This window comes from Martelella alba, assembly GCF_005217455.1.
Classification (GTDB): domain Bacteria; phylum Pseudomonadota; class Gammaproteobacteria; order Enterobacterales; family Enterobacteriaceae; genus Acerihabitans.
This window is the reverse complement of the sequence record NZ_SZPQ01000004.1, coordinates 109,683-133,789: the sequence shown is the minus strand read 5'-3', so window position 1 is coordinate 133,789 and position 24,107 is coordinate 109,683. Positions and strand designations below refer to the sequence as shown.

The 24,107-nt window shown below is 54.2% G+C and carries 15 protein-coding genes and 1 pseudogene; 9 read left to right on the top strand and 7 right to left on the bottom strand.

Annotated elements, in window-relative coordinates; all coding sequences use genetic code 11:
* Positions 1-5 precede the first annotated feature (5 nt).
* Positions 6-1,748 carry an ABC transporter ATP-binding protein/permease gene (locus FCN80_RS06250; RefSeq protein ID WP_136989106.1) on the top strand — a complete coding sequence of 581 codons (1,743 nt, stop codon included), beginning with the start codon at positions 6-8 and terminating at the stop codon, positions 1,746-1,748.
* A 76-nt stretch (positions 1,749-1,824) separates the two neighbouring features.
* Here the strand turns inward: FCN80_RS06250 and FCN80_RS06245 are convergent, their stop codons facing one another.
* On the bottom strand, positions 1,825-2,970 hold the full coding sequence (locus FCN80_RS06245) for an MFS transporter (protein WP_136989104.1): 1,146 nt from the start codon (positions 2,968-2,970) through the stop codon (positions 1,825-1,827).
* Positions 2,971-3,799: 829 nt separating this feature from the next.
* Here FCN80_RS06245 and FCN80_RS06240 point away from each other — a divergent pair.
* The 3 genes from FCN80_RS06240 to FCN80_RS06230 are packed head-to-tail and all read left to right on the top strand — an operon-like array spanning position 3,800 to position 7,653.
* Entirely contained in the window at positions 3,800-5,290 is a 1,491-nt protein-coding gene (locus FCN80_RS06240) for a PP-loop family protein (protein ID WP_136989103.1), read from the top strand.
* The gene (locus tag FCN80_RS06235) at positions 5,262-5,957 is read left to right on the top strand and encodes a lasso peptide biosynthesis B2 protein (RefSeq protein WP_136989101.1); all 696 of its coding nucleotides are present in this window, start codon (positions 5,262-5,264) and stop codon (positions 5,955-5,957) included. Before FCN80_RS06240 ends, FCN80_RS06235 begins: the two co-directional genes overlap by 29 nt.
* Before the next feature lie 22 nt (positions 5,958-5,979).
* Entirely contained in the window at positions 5,980-7,653 is a 1,674-nt protein-coding gene (locus FCN80_RS06230) for an ATP-binding cassette domain-containing protein (protein WP_136989099.1), read from the top strand.
* 71 nt (positions 7,654-7,724) lie between these two features.
* On the opposite strand, the gene serS is transcribed toward FCN80_RS06230, so the two are convergent.
* The 5 genes and pseudogenes from serS to lrp form a co-directional block, all read right to left on the bottom strand.
* Positions 7,725-9,017, bottom strand: a complete 1,293-nt coding sequence (gene serS / locus FCN80_RS06225) for a serine--tRNA ligase (protein ID WP_136989098.1) — start codon at positions 9,015-9,017, stop codon at positions 7,725-7,727.
* A gap of 104 nt (positions 9,018-9,121) precedes the next feature.
* Entirely contained in the window at positions 9,122-10,465 is a 1,344-nt protein-coding gene (locus FCN80_RS06220) for a replication-associated recombination protein A (RefSeq protein WP_136989097.1), read from the bottom strand.
* A 7-nt stretch (positions 10,466-10,472) separates the two neighbouring features.
* Entirely contained in the window at positions 10,473-11,084 is a 612-nt protein-coding gene (lolA, locus tag FCN80_RS06215) for an outer membrane lipoprotein periplasmic chaperone LolA (protein WP_136989095.1), read from the bottom strand.
* A gap of 194 nt (positions 11,085-11,278) precedes the next feature.
* Positions 11,279-14,542 (bottom strand): annotated as a pseudogene (locus FCN80_RS06210) (DNA translocase FtsK 4TM domain-containing protein); the annotation flags it as partial.
* Positions 14,543-14,741: 199 nt separating this feature from the next.
* The gene (lrp, locus tag FCN80_RS06205) at positions 14,742-15,236 is read right to left on the bottom strand and encodes a leucine-responsive transcriptional regulator Lrp (RefSeq protein WP_005287608.1); all 495 of its coding nucleotides are present in this window, start codon (positions 15,234-15,236) and stop codon (positions 14,742-14,744) included.
* Between the two features lie 537 nt (positions 15,237-15,773).
* Between lrp and trxB the strand changes: the two genes are divergently transcribed.
* From trxB to infA, 5 genes are all read left to right on the top strand, one after another.
* The gene (trxB, locus tag FCN80_RS06200; RefSeq protein ID WP_136989092.1) at positions 15,774-16,742 is read left to right on the top strand and encodes a thioredoxin-disulfide reductase; all 969 of its coding nucleotides are present in this window, start codon (positions 15,774-15,776) and stop codon (positions 16,740-16,742) included.
* A 245-nt stretch (positions 16,743-16,987) separates the two neighbouring features.
* Positions 16,988-18,751, top strand: coding sequence for a heme ABC transporter permease/ATP-binding protein CydD (gene cydD / locus FCN80_RS06195; protein ID WP_136989090.1), 1,764 nt, complete (start codon positions 16,988-16,990; stop codon positions 18,749-18,751).
* A 1-nt stretch (position 18,752) separates the two neighbouring features.
* On the top strand, positions 18,753-20,468 hold the full coding sequence (cydC, locus tag FCN80_RS06190) for a heme ABC transporter ATP-binding protein/permease CydC (protein WP_136989089.1): 1,716 nt from the start codon (positions 18,753-18,755) through the stop codon (positions 20,466-20,468).
* A gap of 84 nt (positions 20,469-20,552) precedes the next feature.
* The gene (aat, locus tag FCN80_RS06185) at positions 20,553-21,281 is read left to right on the top strand and encodes a leucyl/phenylalanyl-tRNA--protein transferase (protein ID WP_136989087.1); all 729 of its coding nucleotides are present in this window, start codon (positions 20,553-20,555) and stop codon (positions 21,279-21,281) included.
* A gap of 92 nt (positions 21,282-21,373) precedes the next feature.
* The gene (infA, locus tag FCN80_RS06180) at positions 21,374-21,592 is read left to right on the top strand and encodes a translation initiation factor IF-1 (protein ID WP_028684310.1); all 219 of its coding nucleotides are present in this window, start codon (positions 21,374-21,376) and stop codon (positions 21,590-21,592) included.
* A 212-nt stretch (positions 21,593-21,804) separates the two neighbouring features.
* Here infA and clpA read toward each other — a convergent pair whose 3' ends face one another.
* The gene (clpA, locus tag FCN80_RS06175; RefSeq protein ID WP_136989085.1) at positions 21,805-24,078 is read right to left on the bottom strand and encodes an ATP-dependent Clp protease ATP-binding subunit ClpA; all 2,274 of its coding nucleotides are present in this window, start codon (positions 24,076-24,078) and stop codon (positions 21,805-21,807) included.
* Between the last annotated feature and the right edge of the window lie 29 nt (positions 24,079-24,107).

Here is a 24,107-nt window from a genome sequence, read left to right as displayed (position 1 = left end):
GAGTTATGAAAGCAAAAGACAGTAAAGCCGCGCATTGGCGGGAAGTGTGGCAGCTTATCAAGCCTTTTTGGCGTTCCGAGGAAAAATGGCGAGCCTGGGGTCTGCTGGCGGTGATCGTCATCCTTTCGCTGACCACGGTGTACATCAGCGTATTGTTCAATCAATGGAACCGGGTTTTTTATGATGCGCTGCAAAACAAAAACTTCCCGGTATTCAAAAGCCAGCTTATCCATTTCACCTGGCTGGCGTTACTGTTTATCCTGATTTCCATTTATAAAATCTATTTAACCCAGGGACTGCAAATGTATTGGCGTCGCTGGATGACCCGGCAGTATATGGAGAAGTGGCTGCAACATCATGTGTATTATCATACCGAACAGCAGCAAACTGTCGACAACCCCGATCAGCGTATCGCCGAGGATCTCAATGCGCTGACCAGCGGTACGCTGTCGCTGGCCCTGGGCCTGTTATCCAGCGTCGTGACCTTCGTGTCTTTTATTTCCATTCTCTGGTCGGTCAGCGGTCCCATAGCCTTTATGCTGGGCGGTCACCATTTTACCGTTCCGGGTTACATGGTGTGGTTCGCCATACTTTACGCTGGATTGGGTTCATTACTTATTTGGCGGGTGGGCAAGCCGCTAGTGCGCCTGGGTTTTGAACAAGAGCGTTTTGAGGCGAATTTCCGTTTCGGTTTGATCCGTATCCGGGAAAACAACGACGCCATCGCTTTGTATCAGGGCGAGCCGCGGGAAGCAAAACAGTTGGACGGCAAATTTGAAGCCATCCGAGCCAATTGGTGGTCTATTATGCGCGTTACCCGCCGTCTTAATGTGGCCAGCAATTTTTACGGGCAGTTCGCCATCATTTTCCCGATTCTGGTGGCGGCGCCCCGTTATTTCTCCGGCGCGATTCAACTCGGCACCCTGATGCAGATCTCTTCGGCCTTCGGCGAAATACAAGGCGCCCTTTCGTGGTTTATCGATGCCTTTAATCAACTGGCCAGTTGGAAAGCTTGCATCAACCGGTTGGCGGGTTTCAACGCCGCAGTGGAACGACATTGTAGCCAGAATACCGACATTTTGCGGCACACGCCGCCCCATAGCGCCCTGGCGTTAGAGGACCTGACGCTGACCATCCCCGACGGTCGCCCGCTATTTCAGGGAGCGACCCAAGCCATTGCCCCCGGAGAACGGGTGCTGATTGTCGGTCCCTCCGGTTGCGGCAAATCCACACTTTTGCGCGCCATCGCCGGTATCTGGCCTTACGGTTCCGGCGCAATCGGTTTGCAAGCCGGCAAGAAGGTCCTGTTTTTGCCCCAACGCAGTTATATTCCCATCGGCAGCCTGCAAGCCGCCTTATGCTACCCCGAAGCGCCGGATCATTTCAGCGAAGCGCAGATGCTGGCAATGTTGGAACGTTGCCGGCTGGCGCATCTGAAGCCGATGATAAATTATGAGACGAACTGGAGCCATTGGCTGTCGCCCGGCGAACAGCAACGACTGGCTTTTGCCCGGGCGCTGCTGATCCAGCCGGATATCTTATTTTTGGACGAGGCCACCAGCGCGCTGGATGATGAGACGGAACAGTTGATGTATCGAATGCTGACGGATTATCTTCCCGAAGTGACGATAATCAGCGTCGCCCATCGCAACAGCGTCGCGCGCTATCATACCCGCTGCTGGCGCTTCAAACGCTTGGGCGACGGAGAAACCGCCATCCTGAACCGCTGCGAGTTGCCCGCCGCCTAAAAAGGATTTGCGGCCGTTTGCGCGGTTTGATGGGGTTTCCCCCCGCGGTGATGGCCTTATTCGCAGGCCGTCACCGTTACGCCGTTGTAACCGGAGTATGATGGTGATCGGGTTTACGCAACAAGGCCATCAAATAAATCACCGCCATCGCCGCGATAACCACGAACAGCCATTGATCCGAATACCGCTGCATCAGCATGGCGGTCATACTCGGCCCCAGCAGACTGCCAATGGTATAGCTGAGTAGCAGCGCCTGGTTCATCGCCACCAGTTCCGCCGGGTCGACTTTCTCGCAAGCCCAGGACATGGCCACCGGATATAGCGTGAACCCCGCGCTTCCCAGCAAGAACAGCGCCGGCGTCATGGCCGAACCGCCCCACATCGCCAGACTGCCGACAACGACCATAAACACCTGAACCCGCAACACCATCAGGCGCCCATAGCGATCCGCCAACCGTCCCACCGGCCATTGACCGAGAATGCCCGCGCTGACCAATAATGCCATCCAATAGCCCACCCGGCCATCGCTCAAGCCCTTGTGGGAAAGATAAAGCGGCAACAGGCCGTAAAGCGAGCCAAGCACCACGCCCGACATTGCGCAGCCATTTATGCCCAGGCGGGCGTTACGGCGCAGCAACATCGGCCAGACGGCGATACGCGGCGTCCCGGCATCCTGGCCTTCAATGCGGCTGAACAAAAGCGGCAGGACGGCCGCCGCCATTAACGCGACGGTCCAGGGCAGCACTGAACGGAATGTGGTGGGCATGCCGCTTAGCAGCAGTTGGCCGATGACCGTCCCCAGGTAATAGACCATCATGTAAGCGGCCAATAGCCGGCCCCGGGTTTTCAGCGTGCCGCTACGCATCAGGGCGCTTTCCACCACCACCCAGATGAGGGCGCAGGCAACGCCGGCAATAAACCGGCATATCAGCCAATTACCGAAATTCTCCGCCAGTTCCAGCCCAAGCGTCGCCAAGGCGAATACCGCGCAGCCCAAATAAAAACCCCGATTGAATCCGACGCGCCTGATGAGGATACCGGCCAGAAGGGTGCCAACCAGATTACCGGTAAAATAAGCCGATCCAATGAGACCGATTTGCCAGGTAGGCAAGGATGCGTGGGTCAGCCAAAGCGGCACCAGCGTATTCAGTACCGCAATGGAAATCGTCAACGACAACAACCCGGTCAGCAACATGACCACCGGGCGGGTATAGACGGACATAAAATGAGAAAACCGGACACGTGGAGAGAAATTGCGCGCATCATGACACTATGGCAAGAAAAGTCAATTGGTTGAATTAAACGCAGCATTTTTTGCAACGGCGTAAAAGGATCTTATCGTGGCCGGCGACAAAACCGACTTTTTCCTCCTCTGTCGTTATTAATCACCCAGGATTCGGGACAAATCCGGGTAACGGCGGCGCGGACAATGTGAAGACCCAATAATCTATTCTTAATAACTCAAGTTAAGCGCGACAGCAATCGAGCAAACCCAAGTTCACAAAGTGTGTGACTTTAATTATGCTAGGTATACATGTTATTCGCTCAGCAAATAACTTTACTCACCCCTTTCACAATGCGGCGAACTTCTGTGTGGCTTGTTTGTCGCAAACATGCAACGCAACTTTTGGAAATTTATATTTTTCAATACAATATTAATGTTTTTTCCGACAACTCTTCGGCAGAAGTTAATTCCGATATTATCTTAAACCTCCTCACAAAATACTTTTAAAAAAACTGGATCCATTATAAAAAAGTCATTATCTTATAAGAAACGTCAGGCAATCATGTACTACAAGGAGGTAAATTTTATGTTTTTTCATCTAAAAAGTATTACCAATGCAAATGACTTGGATTCAACGAGCATGCCAAAAGGAGTACTCATGCTCGATGCCAAACGCTTCACCCGAGGTAAGGCGGGTGGCCCGATCCTCGAGTTACGACGTGGTGTCTATAAATTCTATTGATTAATTTGAAGTGGTGGCTTTGCCACCGCTTTAAAAATAACTATGCGGCATCAGCTATTTCAATTATGACTGTGAGAGAAAACCATGCCATGCTCAGATGTTTGTTCGATTATCATTAATCCATTCAATAAAAATAAATTTAGATATCTCGCTTATCCTGAGATGAAAATTATAGTTAAATGGCTAGATCATGGTTTCCTTATCAAGAATAATCACGACCAGAATGAGGCAATTTTTATACATCTTAATAAAAATACGAAAAATATCACCATCAGTAATAATATATACACCCTACTGAAGACAAACGCAAGAATACTTAATTACGAGTTCCTGAAAAATTTTCTCAAATTTGGTGAGAGCTATAATGGAACAACACCATGGGAAGATATATATGAATTACTGCCAGGCTTTGATGCGAATATTTGCATTAAGGCATTGGGTGTCTATATTTCATTGAACCATTCCTTTTTTTTGATGGGAACGACACAGAAGCCTACTGATATACTTGAAAAATTTATAATCAATCATTGTCGATATGAAAAAGTCATCATTGAATTCTCCGGTGGTTTGGATTCTACTGCGTTACTATACGCAGCCATCCGCTGCAAACCCAAAAAAGATATAATTGCATTGACATGGCATCACCCAGATATAAGTTCAAAAGAGGATTTTGAGATATCGAAATCATTTTGTGAAAACCTAGGCATCAGACAAATAATTCATAGTGTACAATCACAAGATTTATTTACCTTATCAGAATTTAACAAAGACATAACCATCCCCAACTTATCCTTAATGTTTTACACTGCACAACAAAAAGGGTATTCATCGTGTCCAGTGGATATAAATAATTATTGTGTTTTAAACGGGCATGGCGGAGATCACATTTTTTGTGATCCCCCACTTCCTGAGTATATCGTCAACGCATACTACGATAAAGGATGTTCGTTTGCCTTAAGAAAATTATATGAATTCTCGTGCTTTAGTGGCATACCCATTATTCAAGTCATTGCGAAAATTTTCTTCAAAAGAAATCGACATGAAAAAGAAAGGACATATGGCGATTTTATCTTCAACCTTTTTAAGAACAAGAAAAAAGCATCGTTGATGAATATGCAACTCATGGACATAATACAAGCCATCGTAGAGAATCACAGAGGCCAATATGCCAGGATATTTACTCCCTATACTTGTCGGGAAATGATAAATTTTTCCATTGCTCAACCTGTTTATGAAACCTTCAACAAATCTCAAAAAAGACTTCCTTTTAAAAAAAATGTTTATCTTAATTATGGGAAATCCCCCATATTAAGAAATAGTAAAGGACATTTGACTGGCATCTATCAAAAGTATTTCACAAACCATATTGATGATATCCGTGAGAGCATTAATAATGATAAATGGCTTGATATTTTGAGTATTGAAAGAGATTATTATCATTGTCAACTTGATAACCATGAAAATTTTGGTCTAAAAATATCATTTGAACTCATACATTACTTATGCTTTTCAGTTTTTATGAAAAATATTGAATTAGGAGGTTATCATGAAAGGAGAGGCATGTCGATTTGCTGATCATGTCAACCATGTCGTAATTGATAATGAACTTATTTTATTTGACTCACATAAAGGCCATTACTGGATTTTTGATGCAAAAAAAAGTGAATATATTATAAAACATTTAATGGGTGACCTGCGTCATAACAATAATGAGTTAGCCAATTATCTATATAAAAGAAAATTAATCATTGCATCGAAAAACAAACAAATATTCAATTATTATAAAGGCGAGCATCTGGGTATCGATAATTATGAGTGGAGGCTAAACAGCCATCATATTGACTCTCGATATAGCCGCAGTATAATAGTATTAGCTTTTATCAAACTGTTAAAGGTCAAGATAATTCTATCTCTCTTTGGATTAGGATACATGTTGCGACACATGACCAAGCTCAAGACTCGTGCGGGGATGATTTGTACTCATGGTGGACAATGGCAGAAAATGCTTTCCATTAATACCGCTTTACGGCATGTCGCGCCTTTCTTGCCTTTCCGGGTTGCATGCCTCGAACATAGCTTGGCGCTATTCCAATTTCTAGTTAAAGTCAATAACGACACTCGTTTTTTTATTGGTGTGCAAAATTATTCATTCCTTAGCCATGCCTGGGTTCAAGTAGGAGATATTGTCATCGGAGACAGGTCCGATCTTCAGATAAAACTGGCCCTTGTATTCAAATTGTAATTACTAAAAAATTGTGTTTAGCATGAAAATACGTTATTACCTCAAGCATATTAGATCTCATTACCGAAATTGGCACAGAGATTTTCTGATCTCTTCATTGCTGATGTTTATCGTGGCAGGGGTGAATGTATTAACCCCCTATTTTTTGAGTCAATCCATTAACATCATTACCACACCTCAGGACAACGTCGCCTATTTTTACCTTTACGTTATTTTATTCTCATTATGTTGGACAACCGCCAATGTGATGGAATGGGTAAACAATACGGTGTCAGCCGGTTTTTTAGTAAAAACCGAGTCAGCCGTCCACAGTTCCATTTTTTCCAAAATCATCCATGCCCGTTATTCCCCGCTAAATGACATGACAGTGGGGCATATCATAGAGGAAATGACCCGCGGGCGGGAATCTTTCGTGTCTTTGGTACATACATTGTTTTGGGGGCTACTACCGCTTTTAATACAAATCTCATTATCCTTGGTAGTTATCCTCGCAAAAGCAGGGTTGATTTTTTCCCTCGTCTATCTCGCCTCTTTAGCCCTCTTTTTTTTGTTAAGTTATCACTTTTCACAAAAAAGCGTAAATGTTCATCATAATATGATGGAAATGCATAATCATATTACCAGTCATCTCTCCGAAAAATTGTCGTTATTGGATGATATCAAGATAAATGCAAGTTACCAGAAAGAGATGCATACATTGAGTCATCTGGTAAAACGGTATATAGGCACAATCAGTCTCGGTAACCGTAAGATAGGTCGGTTTATGATATATCAGATCCTGTTCTTGGGTGTTCTACTCACTGGTTTTACCTATTATGCCGCCATACTGACTGTTAAGGGAATTCGACCGGCAGGGGATTATATTCTCTTGGGAGGATATATTACCCAGATTGCTTTGCCCTTAATACTGGTCGGAGGTTCGCTCATTAACATCAAAAAAGACCTGTCAGCCATTAAACGACTCGATGTTTTTTTTGACCGGGAAGAAATTGCCCCATCCCTGACCAAAGCGTTCGGTCAAACATCCCCCAAAGAGATTTTCTTAGCGAAAAATCTGGCTCTTACGATTGAGAATCACATTATTGTTAAAGACCTTTCTTTCGTGATCCAACAGGGCGAACTGGTGACGATTACCGGGCCATCGGGAGTGGGTAAATCCCTATTATTGCAGATAATGTCCTGCCTGCATCCACTGGGTGAGGGTACATTGTATTTCCGAGGCCAGGACATACGCGGCCTTGGCATCAGGGATATCGCAGCACACTGCGCCATTGCCCGTCAGCAACCCAAGGTTTTCACCGGCACATTGCGGGAAAATCTTCTCTATGGCTGCGATTACCCTGTAGCGGATGCACAGCTCTATGACATTGCCCGCCTCCTTGAGCTTGATGGAATCGGCCGGGTCAACGACGCAATCGCCCTGCTCGATCGGATGATAACCCCCGAACAGCCACTCTCCGGCGGCGAAAAGCAACGGATTGCCATTGGACGCGCTCTGGCCAGGCGCAAAGAGATCATATTGCTGGACGAACCCTCCTCGGCGCTTGACGAGCGGATGGCGAGTAAGATCTTCGCCTATCTCAAGGCGATGGGTCTGACTGTCATTATGGTCACCCATAAACCCGACTTTTGTCGAAAGGCGGATAAAACGATTCGATTAGAGGCCATATCATCACGGGAACATCGGGATGCATGACATAGCGACGCGCTGTCTTCCTGAAGGCGCGTCGCGGGGAAGGACGGCGGGAATCCCCGCCGCAGCATGTGTTATCCGATGTGTGTCAGCCCTTTCATATAAGGCACCAGCACCGTTGGAATGACAATACGACCGTCAGCCAATTGATTGTTTTCCATGACGGCGACCAGTGTGCGCCCCACCGCCAGTCCAGAACCGTTGAGGGTGTGGACCAGGTGCGGTTTTTTATCGTCTTTGCCGCGATAACGCGCCTGCATGCGCCGGGCCTGGAAATCGCCGATATTTGAACAGGAAGAAATTTCACGATAGGTGTTCTGCGCCGGCAACCAGACTTCCAAATCATAGGTCTTGCAGGACGCAAATCCCATATCGCCGGTACACAACAGGATCTTGCGATAAGGCAGATTCAGCAATTGCAGCACTTTTTCAGCGTGGGCGGTCAGTTCTTCTAAGGCCTGCATGGAGTTTTCCGGTTTGACCACTTGCACCAATTCAACCTTGTCAAATTGGTGCATCCGGATCAACCCCCGGGTATCCCGGCCATAGGAACCCGCCTCCGAACGGAAACACGGGGTGTGCGCCGTCATGCGCAAAGGCAGTTGTTCCTCGTCCAGAATTTCATCGCGCACCAGATTGGTCAAGGGAACTTCCGCCGTGGGGATCAGGGCATAGGCGCTGGTTTCCGCTTCTTCGCTCAACGGCTGAGTATGGAATAAGTCCTCGGCGAATTTGGGAAGTTGGCTGGTACCATAAAGCGAGGCATGATTAACCAGATAGGGAACATAGGTTTCCTGATAACCATGCTGCTCGGTATGTAAATCCAGCATGAATTGCGTTAACGCGCGGTGCAAATGCGCGATCTGTCCCCTCATCACCACAAAACGGGCCCCGGTCAGCTTCACCGCCGAGGCGAAATCCAATCCGTTGGCCAACTCGCCGAGCGCCACATGATCCCGTACCGGGAAATCATAATGGCGGGGTTCACCCCAGCGGCTGATTTCCAGATTATCGTTTTCATCCTTGCCAACAGGCACCACATCGTCGGGAATATTCGGGATTGCGAGAGCCAGGTCGCGAATATGGTTTTGCAGACTATCAAGCTCATTTTTAGCGGAATTCAAACGCTCGCCCAATAGATTGACTTCCTGGCGCAACGGCTCGATATCCTCTCCCCGCGCCTTGGCCGTGCCGATCGTTTTAGATCGGGCATTGCGCTCCGCTTGTAGCGTTTCGGTTTCAACCTGCAACACCTTGCGACGCTCTTCGTATTTACGCAAGGTATCGACATCAAGCTTAAAACTTCTGCGAGCCAGTTTTTCGGCAACCGCGTCCAGCTCATTACGCAGTAGATTGGGATCGAGCATGCTAGTCCTGTGCTTATTGTTATCAACCAAATTGACGGCGCCGCCCAGACATACCGGGCCCGCGCGGCAAAAATATTCCCGCTAACCTTACCGCAACAGGCAGTTTATCGGTAGCGTTTTATCGGGCTATTTTGATCCTGCTCGTTAAGCCAAGCAAGCTTTTCGGCGATTTTCGCTTCCAGCCCGCGCGTGGTCGGCTGATAATAACGCGTGGCGGCCATCTCCGACGGGAAATAGTTTTCACCGGCGGCATAAGCATTGGGCTCATCATGAGCATAGCGGTATTCCGCGCCCAGCCCCATTTCCTTCATCAACCGAGTGGGCGCGTTGCGCAGATGCGCCGGCACATCAAAATCGGGCTTTTCCCGTGCATCCAGCATGGCGGCCTTGAAAGCGGTATAGACCGCGTTGCTTTTTGGCGCGCAAGCCAGGTACACGATCGCCTGGGCGATAGCCCGTTCGCCCTCCGCCGGCCCAACCCGGGTAAAGCAATCCCATGCGGCCAGCGCCACCTGCATGCCGCGAGGATCGGCATTACCGACATCCTCGGAGGCGATCGCCAATAGCCGGCGGGCGACATATAACGGATCGCCGCCGGCGGTGATGATCCGGGCATACCAATAGAGCGCCGCATCCGGCGCCGAGCCGCGCACCGATTTGTGCAACGCGGAAATCAAATCGTAATACCGATCCCCTTTATTATCGAACCTGGCGTTTCGTTCACCCGCCACTTCCTTGAACAGTGCCGTGGTGAGCACCCGCACTCCCTGGACATCCGGTTCCGCCATGTCCGCCATCATCTCCAGGCTGTTCAACGCCCGGCGCGCGTCGCCGTTGACCCATTCCGCCAGCATGCGACGGGCATCGTCGGGCAACACCAGATGCTGGCCGCCATAACCGCGCCGGGTATCCTCCATAGCCTGGGTCAGCACCTGCTCAATATCCTCGGCGGTCAGTGCTTTGAGCAGATAAACCCTGGCGCGGGAGAGCAAGGCGGAATTCAGCTCGAAGGAGGGATTTTCGGTTGTGGCGCCGATAAATGTAATGGTGCCTTCTTCCACATGGGGCAGGAAAGCATCCTGCTGGCTTTTGTTGAAACGATGAACTTCATCCACGAAAAGGATGGTCCGTCGTCCGGCATCCCGGTTGATGCGGGCGCGCTCAATAGCCTCCCGGATTTCCTTGATGCCGGATGTGACAGCCGAGACCCGCTCTACATCGGCATGGCCGTAGCGGCCAATCAGCTCGGCCAGGGTGGTTTTACCCGTGCCCGGCGGTCCCCAAAGGATCATTGAATGCAATTGTCCGTTCCTGATGGCTTTCGTCAACGGCTTGCCGGGCGCCAGCAGATGCTGCTGACCGACATATTCCTCGAGGCTTGTGGGTCGCATCCGCGCCGCGAGAGGCTGGAATTCGCTGTGAGAAAAATCAAGGGACATATTGCTCATCGAAACCTCACTGGCGCTGATCGTCCACCGTGACGCCTTTAGGAGGGGTGAAGGTGAATTTGGCGACATCCACCGGGCCGTTGTTCTGGCTTTTTAGTTTATACGCGCTGCGTTGCCCGTCTTGCTCCACCGCGGTGAACCCCTTGATCACACCGTGCGAGTCGACATCAATGGAAAACTGCTTGAGATTGCCTTTGCCGGATTTCGGGGTGAGATTGAAATGATCGCCGTGTTGTTTCACAGTATATTGGCGCCAATCTTCCGGACTGTTGCGAGTAATAAGCATAAACGGCGTATTGCCGGTGGCGTTCTTCAGCCAGGTCGCCGTAACCTGTTCCACAAAGGGGTTATAAAACCATAATGTTTTGCCGTCGGAAACCAGTACGCTTTCATCCGGCGATGTCATATGCCAATTGAATAAATTGGGACGTTTGACCCAAAGTTCGCCTTCGCCCTGCTGGACTTCGCCGCCTTCGGCATTGGTGACGGTCTGAGTAAAACTGGAATGGAAACTATTGACCTGATTCAGACGGCTTTGCAGCGTCTGAGCATCGTCGGCCAAGGCCGGCAGGGAAATCATGGCGCTAAACAGACACGCGGCGACCAAGCGTTTTTTCATTATTGCAATTCCTTAATAAAGAAGCATGGCGCGGATTACAGGGACAAAACCCGCCTCCGATGTGATTAACTTTATCGGAGAAACGCCAGGAAAGCATAGGATAATCCTCTGAAAGCGGCCTGTCTTACGCTTCTTTGCAAAAGGACCGAGAGGGTCCTGGCCGCGCCCGACCAACCTGGTGCGGGCGCGGGCGGCTATTCTACGGAAGGCGGCGCCAGGACTTCACGATTGCCGTTATGGCCCGGCGGGCTGACGATACCTTGCAGTTCCATTTGCTCGATAATCCGGGCGGCGCGATTATAACCGATGCGGAACTGGCGCTGTACGCCGGATATCGAGGCCCGCCGCTTGTCCACGACAAATTGAACCGCCTGATCGAATAACGGGTCAAGCTCATCATCGCTTTCGAAGCCGCCGGCGCCGCCTTCGCCTTCATCACCGGCGCTGGTGATACTGTCGATGTATTGCGGACGGCCGCGCGCCTTCCAGTCGCTGACCACCGCATGAACTTCCTGGTCGCGAACAAAGGCGCCGTGTACCCGTATCGGTATCGAGGAGTTGGGCGCCATGTAGAGCATATCGCCCATGCCCAGCAGGGATTCGGCGCCGGACTGGTCAAGAATGGTGCGTGAGTCGATTTTGCTGGAAACGGTGAAAGCGATACGCGTCGGAATATTGGCCTTGATAAGGCCGGTTATCACATCCACCGACGGACGCTGGGTCGCCAGGACTAAATGAATACCGGCGGCCCGCGCCTTCTGCGCCAGACGGGCTATGAGTTCTTCCACCTTTTTGCCTACCGCCATCATCAGATCGGCGAATTCATCCACCATCACTACGATATAGGGCAATTTTTCCAGCATAGGCGGTTCAGACGCCATACCGTCCCCGGGCTTCCAGAACGGATCCGGCACAGGGCGTCCCATGGCCGCCGCCTGGGCGATACGTTCGTTATAGCCGGACAGATTGCGCACGCCGAGCGCCGACATCAGGCGATAGCGCCGTTCCATCTCGCCGACACACCAACGCAGCGCATTGGCGGCGTCCTTCATGTCCGTCACCACCTCGGTGAGTAGATGAGGGATACCTTCGTACACCGACAGCTCCAGCATCTTCGGGTCGATCATGATGAAGCGGACGTCTTCAGGGGTCGATTTGTACAGCATGCTGAGGATCATGGCATTAACCCCCACCGATTTACCCGAACCGGTCGTGCCCGCCACCAGCAAGTGGGGCATTTTCGCCAGATCAGCCACCACCGGCTGCCCGGCGATATCCTTACCCAATACGATAGCCAGCGGTGATGTGGTTTCCCGGAACTTGTCGCAATCCAGCACTTCGCGCAGGTATACCGTTTGGCGGCGCTTGTTGGGCAACTCTAGTCCCACGTAGGGCTTGCCGGGGATCACTTCCACCACCCGCACGGCCACCGCCGATAAGGAACGCGCCAAATCCCGAGACAGATTGGAGATACGGGCGGCCTTGACGCCGGGAGCCAGATCCAATTCAAAGCGGGTAATCACCGGACCGGGCGAGATACCGACCACATCGGCCTTGACGCGATAGTCAGCCAGTCTCGCCTCCACCAGCCGGGCGGTCTGCTCCAGCGCGAACATATCCACCGGCTCGTCCTCGGGAGGCGGCAACGTCAGCAAATCCATGGTCGGCAACGGCGTCGTGGGCTTTTGCAACGGTTGTTCGTCACGCATCAGGAACGGGTGAATCAGGCTGTCCATGGCCGGCGCCCGATGCTCGACGGACGGGGTAGCCATATCATTCCCCCCCGCGCCGGACCCGGTATGGGCGACGGCGTCCGCCGCAACCGGGGCGGCATGGGGCGACGACGTACCTTGCGCGGCGACATTACCGGCAAAACCCGACGCATGACGGTCGCCCTCAGGGGACTGATCCGGCAATGTGAACAAGGGCTCCGCCGGCTTGTCGTCCACCAGGTCCGCCAGGGGGGAGAAACCGAAAATCGCGCCAGCGTCGATGCCGGCCTTGGGCGACAGTGGCGAAGGAGTCAACGCGACGTTTTGCGCGTCATATCGCTGGGCCTGCCGTTGTTTGAATTCTTCGGCCAAACGCCGTTGCTCCCAGGCGTCTTCCTCCGCCGGATCGGTTTGCGCCTGGCCATACCGTTGCGCCTGCTGTTGCACGAACGCCTCATGCAGCGCCAGTTCCTGGGCGGACTGCTCGTCTTCCGTCAGTGCCGTTTCCGGCTTCGCCGTCCCGCCGCCGCCATGCTGTCGCCGGGCCTGCTCGGCGGCCCGTTGCGACGGCAATTTGATCCCATACGACGCCAACTCGCGACGGGTGGGTATTCTTACCGGTTTGGGCCGCGGCAGTTCCGGGCCGATACCTTGTTTGACCTGTGGATTGTCGTCGTCCGTAGCGCTGAAAGCGGGCATGAAAGTCAACTCAGCGGCGATCGACTCGCCCGCGCCGGCGGAGAGTCGGTCGCTGGCCTGTTGCCCCACCGCGAAGTCATAGGGCGTATGCGGATTGTCGTTGTCGATTTGCCAGTTACCCAGCCGCGGGCCATCGTCGTCCAAGTCGGCGACCGGCGGCAATGGCTGCCCGCCTGGGATTTCAAAACGGTATTGCGGCGCGGTTTTTGCCGCATCAACCGGGGCCGGACGCGACGTGGCTCCAGCCTGGTCGCCGGGGTTCCCGCCGGCCGCGGGAGCGGCCTCCGGCTCGGTGGCGACAGCCAAGGCCGGCGCGGACGGCGGCTGAGCCGCGACGGCCGCTGCGCCGGACACGGGCTCGGCGCCGGACGCAAGCGCGCCACCGGACGGCTGACCAGCCACGGACGGCGCCAACAGGGGATCCTGTTCGTCGTCTTCTGCCGACGCTTCGTCAAAGCGGTCTTCGTAATATGTCTCGTCGTAATCCTCGTCGTCACGCCGGGAACGGTTCGACATAAACGTCAGACAACCCAGTACCAGACCGCCGATTTTTTCAGCGATGGTCAACCACGACCAGCCTGTGAACAAGGTCAGACCCGCCGCCCAAACGCACAATAACGCCAGTGTGGCGCCGATTCCGCTGAACCAGGGGGACATGGCGTTATCCAACAGGCTGCCGATGACGCCGCCGGAGGCGAAATAGTACAAATCATCGACATTGAAAGCGGCCAACCCGCAGGACGACAGGATGAGGGCCAGCGAACCTATCAGCCGCAGCGCCAGAGCGAAATAGTCCACATATTCCTGCGCCTCCCGCTGACGGAATGAGGCCCAGCAATATATCAGCATGATAGGCGGCAAGGCGTAGGCCAGAACGCCGAAGGTAAAGAACAGTGTGTCGGCAAACCAGGCGCCGACGCTGCCGCCCAGATTATGGATAGGTCCATGCCAGGCGGTTTGCGACCAACTGGGATCGGACGGATTGAAGCTTACCAGCGCCAACATCAAAAATAGGGCGAAAATCGCCACGACAACCAGCACCGCCTCCAGTAGCCGGCGGCCGCTGCTGAGTTTCTTCAACCGTAATTCTTTATCTTCAGTATATTCCTGGCTCAAGAAAGGCTCTCCAGGTCTCTTTCATGTTCATGCGACAATAACAACAGCGCCGAAGACATACCGGCGCTGAAGCTGTATGGATTCACAGGAGTGTAACCTCAAATGACGGACTTTGCACCTGTGTTATGACTTAACGGGTTTTGATAACCAGCCTGTTACTTTGTTTCACTTCTTCCATGACGACGTAGGTCCGGGTATCGTTCACGCCCGGCAGGCGCAACAGCGTTTCGCCGAGCAATTTACGGTAGGCCGACATATCCGGCACCCGGGTTTTCAACAAATAGTCGAAATCGCCGGAGACCAGATGGCATTCCTGGATTTCTTCCAATTTCTGCACAGCGGTATTGAATTGCTCGAATACATCCGGCGCGCCCCGGTTCAAGGTGATTTCAACAAAAACCAGTAATGACGCATCAAGATAATGCGGATTGAGCAATGCGGTATAGCCCTGAATGAACCCCTGGCGTTCCAGGCGGCGCACCCGTTCCAGACAAGGCGTTGGTGATAATCCCACCCGTTTTGAAAGCTCTACGTTCGATATCCGACCATCCTTTTGCAACTCATTGAGGATGTTACGGTCTATGCGATCGAGGTCTTTCCCCGGACGTTTTTTATTGTCTACCATTATTATTGTCTCTCTGCATGCCTTCCCTGTACTTGCCATACCCCTGCCGACTTCAATGTTTCAGGGTTTGCTATAAGACCCGTTGTCTGTTTGATTCTTAGGTCGACTATTTCGACTGCCGTGCGCGGCCTGTCCGAACCGCGGTAGCGGCAGAAGAGAATCCTGGCCGATGTCGGTTTACCGGATGATCCTGCCGGCATCCGGCGTCCCTTATCGCTCATCACCACGAGGATTGGCGGGATCGGCATCAAATGAATTATTTCCCTCTACCCATGTTTTCGCAAAAGCGCAGCGGATTGTCAAAGTAAAACAACGAAAATCAGAACAACATACCGATAAAAGCCGGCAATCGGCCGATGGCGGCGTCCCTGGCGACGTTATTTCGTCGGCGTCCGTCCGCGCTCGCCGGGGAAATCATCCCCTGATCCATAGCGTACGGCGATAAGAGAAATCGCTAATGGCTTTTTGCATCCTTTCCATGCTCTGGTAATTTTCTTACAATCTGCGATACATCAGTGCGACCTAAACGAGGAAACCATGTCAACGGTGAAGCATACGAAGTTACTTATCCTGGGGTCGGGTCCGGCGGGCTATACCGCGGCGGTATATGCCGCGCGCGCCAATCTCAGCCCGGTTCTTATCACCGGTATGGAGCAAGGCGGTCAATTGACCACCACCACTGAGGTGGAAAACTGGCCCGGCGATCCGGAGGGACTGACCGGTCCGCTGCTAATGGAACGGATGTACGCCCATGCGGCCAAATTCAACACCGAGATCGTTTTTGACCATATTACCGACGTTCAGCTCAAAGAACGGCCTTTCCGCCTGACCGGGGATAACGGCGTCTACACCTGCGACGCGCTTATCATCGCCACCGGCGCCTCCGCGCGCTACCTGGGGCTACCTTCCGAAGAAGTCTACAAAGGCAAGGGGGTTTCGGCCTGCGCCACTTGCGACGGTTTTTTCTACCGCAACCAAAAGGTCGCGGTGGTAGGCGGCGGCAATACCGCCGTGGAGGAAGCGCTTTATCTGGCGAACATCGCCGCCGAGGTCCACCTCATCCACCGGCGCGGCAGTTTCCGCGCCGAAAAAATCCTTATTGATAGGCTGAAGGATAAAGTGGAGCATGGCAACATTGTTTTGCATACCGATCGAACGCTGGAGGAAGTGCTTGGCGACGAGAGCGGCGTGACTGGCGTGCGCCTCAAGCACGCCGTGAATGGACAAGCCACTGATTTAGCGGTGGCCGGCGTTTTCATCGCCATCGGTCATAGCCCCAATACGGCCATTTTCGGCGATCAGCTGGCGTTGGAAAACGGCTATATCCGCGTGCAATCCGGCATCAGCGGCAACGCGACCCAGACCAGCATTCCGGGCGTATTCGCCGCCGGCGACGTTATGGACCACGTATACCGTCAAGCCATTACCTCCGCCGGCACGGGCTGCATGGCGGCGCTGGACGCCGAACGCTATCTGGACGGCCTGGCCGCGGCCAATATCCTCTGATGGGAGAAATCGGCCTAGCTTACCCCGGGCGGGGGCAATCGCCAGGCCCTGAAAAGTCGGGCGGCCGTTCGCGGCCGCTTTTTTTCATGGCCCTCCATGGGTTTTAATTCATTTCCAGCGATTTCCACCGCTTCATCGACAAGGTAAGATGTCGACGCGGCATAGTGACAGGACGTATAACGGGTCATCGCGCCCCGACACCGAAAGTCCGTTTTCCCAATCACGGTAACTTAAACGATTTCCTCATGAATAAAACCCGACATAACGTACTGGTCCGCTGGCTCAAATCGCAAAGCGCGCTGGTCAAACGCTGGCTGCGTCTTTCGTTGCTGCTGGGTTTGCTGAGCGCAACGATTATCGTCGCTCAGGCCTGGCTGCTTGCCGCCCTTTTACAAGGACTGATTATCGCTCACGCCCCGCGCCACACGCTTTCGATCGAATTTATCGCGCTGGCGGGGCTGTTTTTTCTGCGCGCGGCGGCAGGATTGGCGCGCGAGCGGGTAGGGTTTATCGCCGGCAGAATCCTGCGCCGCGAAATCCGCCGGCAGGTACTGGATCAATTGCGCCGGTTGGGGCCGGCCTGGATACAAGGCCGGCCCGCGGGCAGTTGGAGCACCCTGCTGTTAGAGCAGATCGAGGATATCCAAGACTATTATGCCCGCTATCTGCCGCAGATGTATCTGGCCGGCCTGGTGCCGCTGATGATACTGATCACCGTTTTTCCCGTTAACTGGGCGGCCGGCCTGATTTTATTTTGCACCGCACCGTTGATTCCGTTGTTTATGGCGCTGGTGGGCATGGGCGCCGCCGACGCCAATCGTCGGAATTTTCTGGCGTTATCCCGATTGAGCGGCTATTTTCTCGATCGTCTGCGCGGACTGGATACCCTGCGCCTCTTTCACCGGGCCGAAGCGGAGATCAACCTGATCAAACGCGCCAGCGAAGAGTTCCGTCTGCGCACGATGGAAGTCTTGCGCCTGGCCTTTCTTTCTTCCGGCGTGCTGGAATTTTTCGCGTCCATATCCATCGCCGTAGTGGCGGTGTATTTCGGATTTTCCTATTTGGGCGAGTTGCATTTCGGTAGCTACGGCGCCGGCGTCACACTGTTCGCCGGTTTCCTGACCCTGATTCTGGCGCCCGAATTTTTTCAACCGTTGCGGGATCTGGGAACTTACTATCATGCCAAAGCCCAGGCGGTCGGCGCGGCCGAATCGCTGGCCTCCTTTCTGGAAGCCGCGCCCAGCCGGCAAGGCGCGGGTACACTGATGCCCGCGCTGTGTCCTGTCGCCCTTGAAGCCGAACGACTGGTCGTCCTGGCGCCGAATGGCGTCCACCTGGCCGGCCCGCTGGATTTTACCCTGGCGGCGGGACGGCGGGCGGCGATCGTCGGCGCCAGCGGCGCCGGCAAGAGCTCGCTGATAAACGTACTGCTGGGGTTTTTGCCCTATGAAGGCTCGTTACGCCTCAATGGCTGCGAATTACGCGACATCGCGCCGGATCATTGGTACCGCCACCTAAGTTGGGTGGGACAAAATCCTTTTCTGCCGGCCGACAGCGTGCGCGAGAATATCCTGCTGGGCAAGCCGGACGCCACCGGGGAAGAACTGGATCAGGCCGTTGATCGCGCCTATGTGCGGGAGTTCCTCTCGACGCTGCCCGACGGGATGGATTGCGCGCTGGGCGAAAACGCCGCGCGGCTGTCCGTGGGCCAGGCCCAGCGGATCGCCCTGGCCCGAGCCATGCTGCCCACGCCTTCGCTATTGTTGCTCGACGAGCCAACCGCCAGCCTGGACGCCCGCAGTGAACAACTGGTGATGCGGGCGCTGGATGAGGCTTCCCGCCGCCAGACGACAATTCTGGTTACACATCAGTTGTCGGATCTGGGGGGATACGACGATGTCTGGGTGATGGGGGATGGCCGAATCGTGCAACAAGGTCCTTACGCGCATTTGGCGACGACGCCCGGCCCCTTCGCCGATCTGCTGGCCCATCGCCGGGGAGATTGCTGATATGCGGATATTACTGCCCTACCTGGCCCTTTATCGCCGACACGGCGGACGTATCATCCTGGGCATGCTGCTGGCCGTGGCGACCTTGCTGGCCAGTATCGGTTTATTAAGCTTGTCCGGCTGGTTTCTGGCCGCCTCTGCGCTGGCCGGCGCGGCCGGGCTATACAGTTTCAACTACATGTTGCCCGCCGCCGGCGTGCGCGGCGCGGCGATAAGCCGCACGGCGGGACGCTGGGCGGAACGCGTGGTTAGCCATGACGCCACCTTCCGGGTGCTTGCGCATCTGCGCATCCATGTCTTTAGTCGAATTCTGCCGCTTTCACCCGGCGTTGTCGCCGGCCTTCGCCAAGGCGAGCTGCTCAATCGGCTGGTGGCCGACGTAGATACCCTCGACCATCTGTACTTGCGTGTTCTCTCGCCCCTCCTGAGCGCTTTGGTGGTCATTCTGACGGTCACTCTCGGCTTGTGCTGGCTGGACATTCCGCTGGCATTGACGCTGGGCGCTATCATGCTGGCGATATTGCTGCTGTTTCCGCCGCTGTTTTACCGCGCCGGCAAACCCGTCGGCCAGGATTTGACCCGCCTGCGCGCCGCTTACAGGTCGCAGGCGATAGCCTGGTTGCAAGGCCACGCCGAGCTAACCGTCTATGGCGCCGCCAATCGCTTCCGGGAGCAATTGGACAATACCGAGCGACAATGGCAGCGACGGCAGCAACAGCAAGCCGATATCGCCGCGCGCGCTCAAGCGTCGCTGACCCTGATTAGCGGGCTGACCGTCACGCTGCTGCTCTGGCTGGCCGCCGGGGGTATCGGCGGCCACGGCCATCCCGGCGCGCTGACGACATTGCTGGTGTTTACCCCGCTGGCGGCGTTCGAGGCTCTCGGACCGGTCGCCGGCGCTTTCCAGCATCTCGGTCAGGTTATGGCTTCCGCCGGCCGTCTCACGGATATCATCAGTCGCCGGCCGGCGGTGACTTTCCCGCCCGCGGGCCCGGCGGTAAGCGACGGCGCGGACTTGACGGCGGATAACATTCGCTTCAGTTATCCAGACCAGCCGCAAGCTGCTCTCAATGGTGTTTCGCTGCGCGTACGCCCGGGCGAGCACGTGGCGATCCTCGGGCACACCGGCAGCGGTAAATCCACCTTGCTGCAACTACTGACCCGCGCCTGGGATCCCGACGGCGGCCATATTCGGCTGAACGGAGAAGCATTGACCGCCTGGAGCGAACCGGCGCTGCGCGCCATGATGAGCGTCGTTCCGCAGCGGGTGCATATTTTCAGCGCCACCTTGCGGGACAACCTGACGCTTGGCGCGCCGGCAGCGGACGATGCCCTGCTGTCCGCCGTGCTGGAACGCACCGGGCTGACGCGGTTGTTGGAGCGGGAAGGATTGGGTCAGTGGCTCGGCGAGGGCGGACGACCGTTATCCGGCGGCGAACAACGCCGGCTCGGCATTGCCCGCGCCCTGCTTCACGATGCGCCGCTGCTGTTGCTGGACGAACCGACCGAAGGACTTGACGCCGGAACCGAACGGCATATTCTGGCGTTGTTGCATGACATCGGCCATGACAAGACTGTGGTGATGATTACACATCGCTTGCAGGGATTGGAACGGATGGATCGGATTTATGTCATGAACGACGGTAGAATCGAAGAACAAGGCGCGCATGACGATTTGATGGCGAAAAAAGGCCGTTATTTCCAGTATCATCATTAGGCACGGAGATACCGGAGACGGTGTCAGGCAAGAGTGAACCCGCTCGGCCGCATGTCGGTAAAGGGGAAAATAACGAGACGTTTTATGCGATTATATCGGCTGTCACCCAATTCATTGCAATTTCCCCCGCCGACGGCCGCGCTGCATGAACCTAACGGTTTGCTGGCTTTCGGCGGCGATTTATCCCCCGAACGCCTTTTGCTCGCCTATCAACAGGGGATCTTTCCCTGGTATTCTCCGGGCGACGTGATCCTCTGGTGGTCGCCGGATCCCCGCGCCGTGTTGTTCCCGGATGAATTCCACGTCAGCCGCAGTCTTAAACGCGCATTATCCCGCATTACCTTTCGCATTACCCTGAATCAGGCTTTTGACAGGGTCGTCGCGTCCTGCGCCGAGCGGGGCATGGAGGGAACCTGGATCGGTCCGGAAATCGAAATGGCTTATCAACGCCTTCATCAGCTTGGCCAGGCCCATTCCATCGAAGTCTGGGAAGGCGATGCGCTGGTGGGCGGCATGTATGGCGTGGCTTTGGGCGCGCTGTTTTGCGGCGAATCCATGTTCAGCCGGCGGGATAACGCCTCAAAAATCGCGCTGTTGGCCTTTTGCCGGTTTTTTAGCCAACAAGGTGGAAAACTGATAGACTGTCAGGTATTGAACTCACATACGGCCTCGTTAGGCGCGCGGGAAATTCCCCGGCGCGACTATCTTGCCCAACTGAGTCAGTTACAATCATTAACGCTAACGCCCCATTGCTGGCAACCGCAAACTCTCTCTACCGCCATGTTGAACAACGGCACGTCTTCCGGCGGATGACGTGTTGTCCTTCATCACTTCTTTACATACCGAGGGTTTTTCGGCATTATCTTGCCGGTTAAAAATGATGGTTTTCAAACCTAGAGGATTCGATGGCCAAAGAAGACAATATTGAAATGCAAGGCACGGTACTGGACACACTGCCGAATACCATGTTTCGTGTGGAACTGGAAAACGGACATGTGGTCACGGCACATATCTCCGGTAAAATGCGTAAAAACTACATCCGCATCCTGACGGGCGACAAAGTCACTGTTGAGCTGACACCGTACGACCTGACCAAAGGCCGCATTGTCTTCCGTAGCCGCTGATAAGCGTCACACCCTTTCTTCTCCACGGCAAGACGCGAGATACCCAGTAAAGTCCGGCCCGCCTATAGCTTGTCTGTGGGGCGACGGATATCAGCCCCGCCGCCATGGGTCGGCGCGCCTTTCGCCAATTCGGCACCCATTTACCCCTCAAAAAAAAAGCGATGCTCAAGCATCGCTTTTGTGTTGCGCCTTCGCTTATTGCGTTAGGCCAATCAATGAACCGCGCCCTCCGCTTTGCGCTTTTGCGCGCTAAGGAAGTGATAAGTCAACTTTTTATTATCTTTATCCAGTTTAACTTTTACCGAACCGCCATCCACCAGGGTACCGAACAACAATTCATTGGCCAACGGTTTTTTCAGATTTTCCTGCATCACGCGAGCCATCGGGCGGGCGCCCATGGCCTTGTCGTAACCCTTGACCGCCAACCAGTCGCGGGCCTCGTCGCTGACTTCCAACGATACCCCCTTGGCGTCAAGCTGGGCTTGCAGTTCCACAATGAATTTATCCACCACCTGCTGAATAATTCCCGGAGACAAGTGATTGAACCAGATGATGTTATCCAACCGATTGCGGAACTCGGGCGTAAAGATTTTCTTGATCTCGCCCATCGCATCGCTGCTGTTATCCTGCTGAATCATCCCGATGCTCTGGCGCTGAGTTTCCTGCACGCCGGCATTGGTTGTCATCACCAGAATGACATTGCGGAAATCGGCCTTACGCCCGTTATTGTCGGTCAAGGTGCCATTGTCCATTACTTGCAACAATAGGTTGAAGACATCCGGGTGCGCCTTTTCGATCTCATCAAGCAGCAACACCGCATGGGGATGCTTGAGCACCGCGTCGGTCAGCAAACCGCCCTGATCGTAGCCCACATATCCCGGAGGCGCGCCGATCAAGCGACTGACCGTATGCCGTTCCATGTATTCCGACATGTCGAAGCGCAAAAGCTCGATATCCAACGCTTTCGCCAGTTGGACCGTTACCTCGGTTTTACCCACCCCGGTGGGCCCGGCGAACAGGAACGATCCCACCGGTTTATGTTCCTGCCCCAGTCCGGCGCGGCTCATTTTAATGGCTTCGGTCAGCGATTCAATGGCTTTGTCCTGACCAAACACCAACAACTTCAACCGATCGCCCAGGTTGCGCAGCACGTCCCTATCACTGGCGGACACGGTCTTTTCCGGGATGCGGGCGATGCGCGCCACCACTGACTCGATATCGGACACATTAACGGTTTTCTTGCGTTTGCTCACCGGCAACAGCCGGCTGCGCGCGCCCGCCTCATCGATAACGTCGATGGCTTTGTCGGGCAGATGCCGATCATTGATATATTTCACCGCCAGTTCCACCGCCGCGCGAACCGCCTTGGCGGTATAACGCACGTCGTGATGGGCTTCGTATTTGGTTTTCAGCCCATTTAGGATCTGCACGGTTTCTTCCACCGACGGCTCGGTAATATCGATCTTCTGGAAACGGCGCGCCAACGCCCGATCTTTTTCGAAGATATTGCTGAATTCCTGGTAGGTGGTGGAGCCAATCACCCGGATTTTCCCGCTGGACAACAGGGGCTTTATCAGGTTGGCGGCATCCACTTGCCCGCCGGAAGCAGCGCCGGCGCCGATGATCGTATGAATTTCGTCGATAAAAAGAATACTGTTCTGATCCGATTCCAGTTGCTTGAGCAGGCCTTTGAAGCGCTTCTCGAAATCGCCGCGGTACTTGGTGCCGGCCAACAGAGAGCCGATATCCAACGAGTAGAGGGTGCAATCGGCGATGACTTCGGGCACATCCCCCTGGACGATACGCCAGGCCAGGCCTTCGGCGATGGCGGTTTTACCCACGCCGGATTCGCCCACCAGCAGCGGATTGTTCTTGCGGCGGCGGCAAAGAACCTGAATCGCGCGTTCCAATTCGCGGTCCCGGCCAATCAGAGGATCGATGCTCCCCACCCGGGCGAGCTGGTTGAGATTGGTAGTGAAGTTTTCCATACGATCCTCCCCGCCTGCCTGCTCTTCATTGACCGGATTCTCAGGACCGGGTGCCTGTGATTCGTCTTTGCGCGTGCCGTGGGAGATGAAATTCACCACATCCAGGCGGCTGACATCGTGCTTGCGCAACAGATAGGCGGCCTGGGATTCCTGCTCGCTGAAAATCGCGACCAAAACATTGGCGCCGGAGACTTCGCTGCGCCCGGAGGACTGGACGTGGAATACCGCGCGTTGCAACACCCGCTGGAAGCTGAGCGTGGGCTGGGTGTCCCGCTCTTCATCGCTGGCCGGCAAGGTCGGCGTGGTCTGTTCGATGAACGCCTCCAATTCCTGGCGAAGCGCGGTCAAATCGACCGTACACGCCTCCAGGGCCTCGCGCGCGGAAGGATTGCTGAGCAAAGCCAGCAACAGATGTTCCACGGTCATAAATTCATGCCGGTGCTCGCGCGCTCTGGCGAAAGCCATGTTTAAACTGAGTTCCAGTTCTTGATTGAGCATTGGCACCTCCCCCCAAATATATCGCCTTT

What these genes read in the sequence shown, in the direction of transcription:
- aat (WP_136989087.1), top strand. Translation starts at nt 20,553, where the DNA reads ATGCGATTATATCGGCTGTCACCCAATTCATTGCAATTTCCCCCGCCG.
- clpA (WP_136989085.1), bottom strand. Translation starts at nt 24,078, where the DNA reads ATGCTCAATCAAGAACTGGAACTCAGTTTAAACATGGCTTTCGCCAGA.
- FCN80_RS06240 (WP_136989103.1), top strand. Translation starts at nt 3,800, where the DNA reads ATGCCATGCTCAGATGTTTGTTCGATTATCATTAATCCATTCAATAAA.
- FCN80_RS06230 (WP_136989099.1), top strand. Translation starts at nt 5,980, where the DNA reads ATGAAAATACGTTATTACCTCAAGCATATTAGATCTCATTACCGAAAT.
- FCN80_RS06250 (WP_136989106.1), top strand. Translation starts at nt 6, where the DNA reads ATGAAAGCAAAAGACAGTAAAGCCGCGCATTGGCGGGAAGTGTGGCAG.
- lolA (WP_136989095.1), bottom strand. Translation starts at nt 11,084, where the DNA reads ATGAAAAAACGCTTGGTCGCCGCGTGTCTGTTTAGCGCCATGATTTCC.
- FCN80_RS06245 (WP_136989104.1), bottom strand. Translation starts at nt 2,970, where the DNA reads ATGTCCGTCTATACCCGCCCGGTGGTCATGTTGCTGACCGGGTTGTTG.
- infA (WP_028684310.1), top strand. Translation starts at nt 21,374, where the DNA reads ATGGCCAAAGAAGACAATATTGAAATGCAAGGCACGGTACTGGACACA.
- cydD (WP_136989090.1), top strand. Translation starts at nt 16,988, where the DNA reads ATGAATAAAACCCGACATAACGTACTGGTCCGCTGGCTCAAATCGCAA.
- serS (WP_136989098.1), bottom strand. Translation starts at nt 9,017, where the DNA reads ATGCTCGATCCCAATCTACTGCGTAATGAGCTGGACGCGGTTGCCGAA.
- FCN80_RS06220 (WP_136989097.1), bottom strand. Translation starts at nt 10,465, where the DNA reads ATGAGCAATATGTCCCTTGATTTTTCTCACAGCGAATTCCAGCCTCTC.
- cydC (WP_136989089.1), top strand. Translation starts at nt 18,753, where the DNA reads ATGCGGATATTACTGCCCTACCTGGCCCTTTATCGCCGACACGGCGGA.
- trxB (WP_136989092.1), top strand. Translation starts at nt 15,774, where the DNA reads ATGTCAACGGTGAAGCATACGAAGTTACTTATCCTGGGGTCGGGTCCG.
- FCN80_RS06235 (WP_136989101.1), top strand. Translation starts at nt 5,262, where the DNA reads ATGAAAGGAGAGGCATGTCGATTTGCTGATCATGTCAACCATGTCGTA.
- lrp (WP_005287608.1), bottom strand. Translation starts at nt 15,236, where the DNA reads ATGGTAGACAATAAAAAACGTCCGGGGAAAGACCTCGATCGCATAGAC.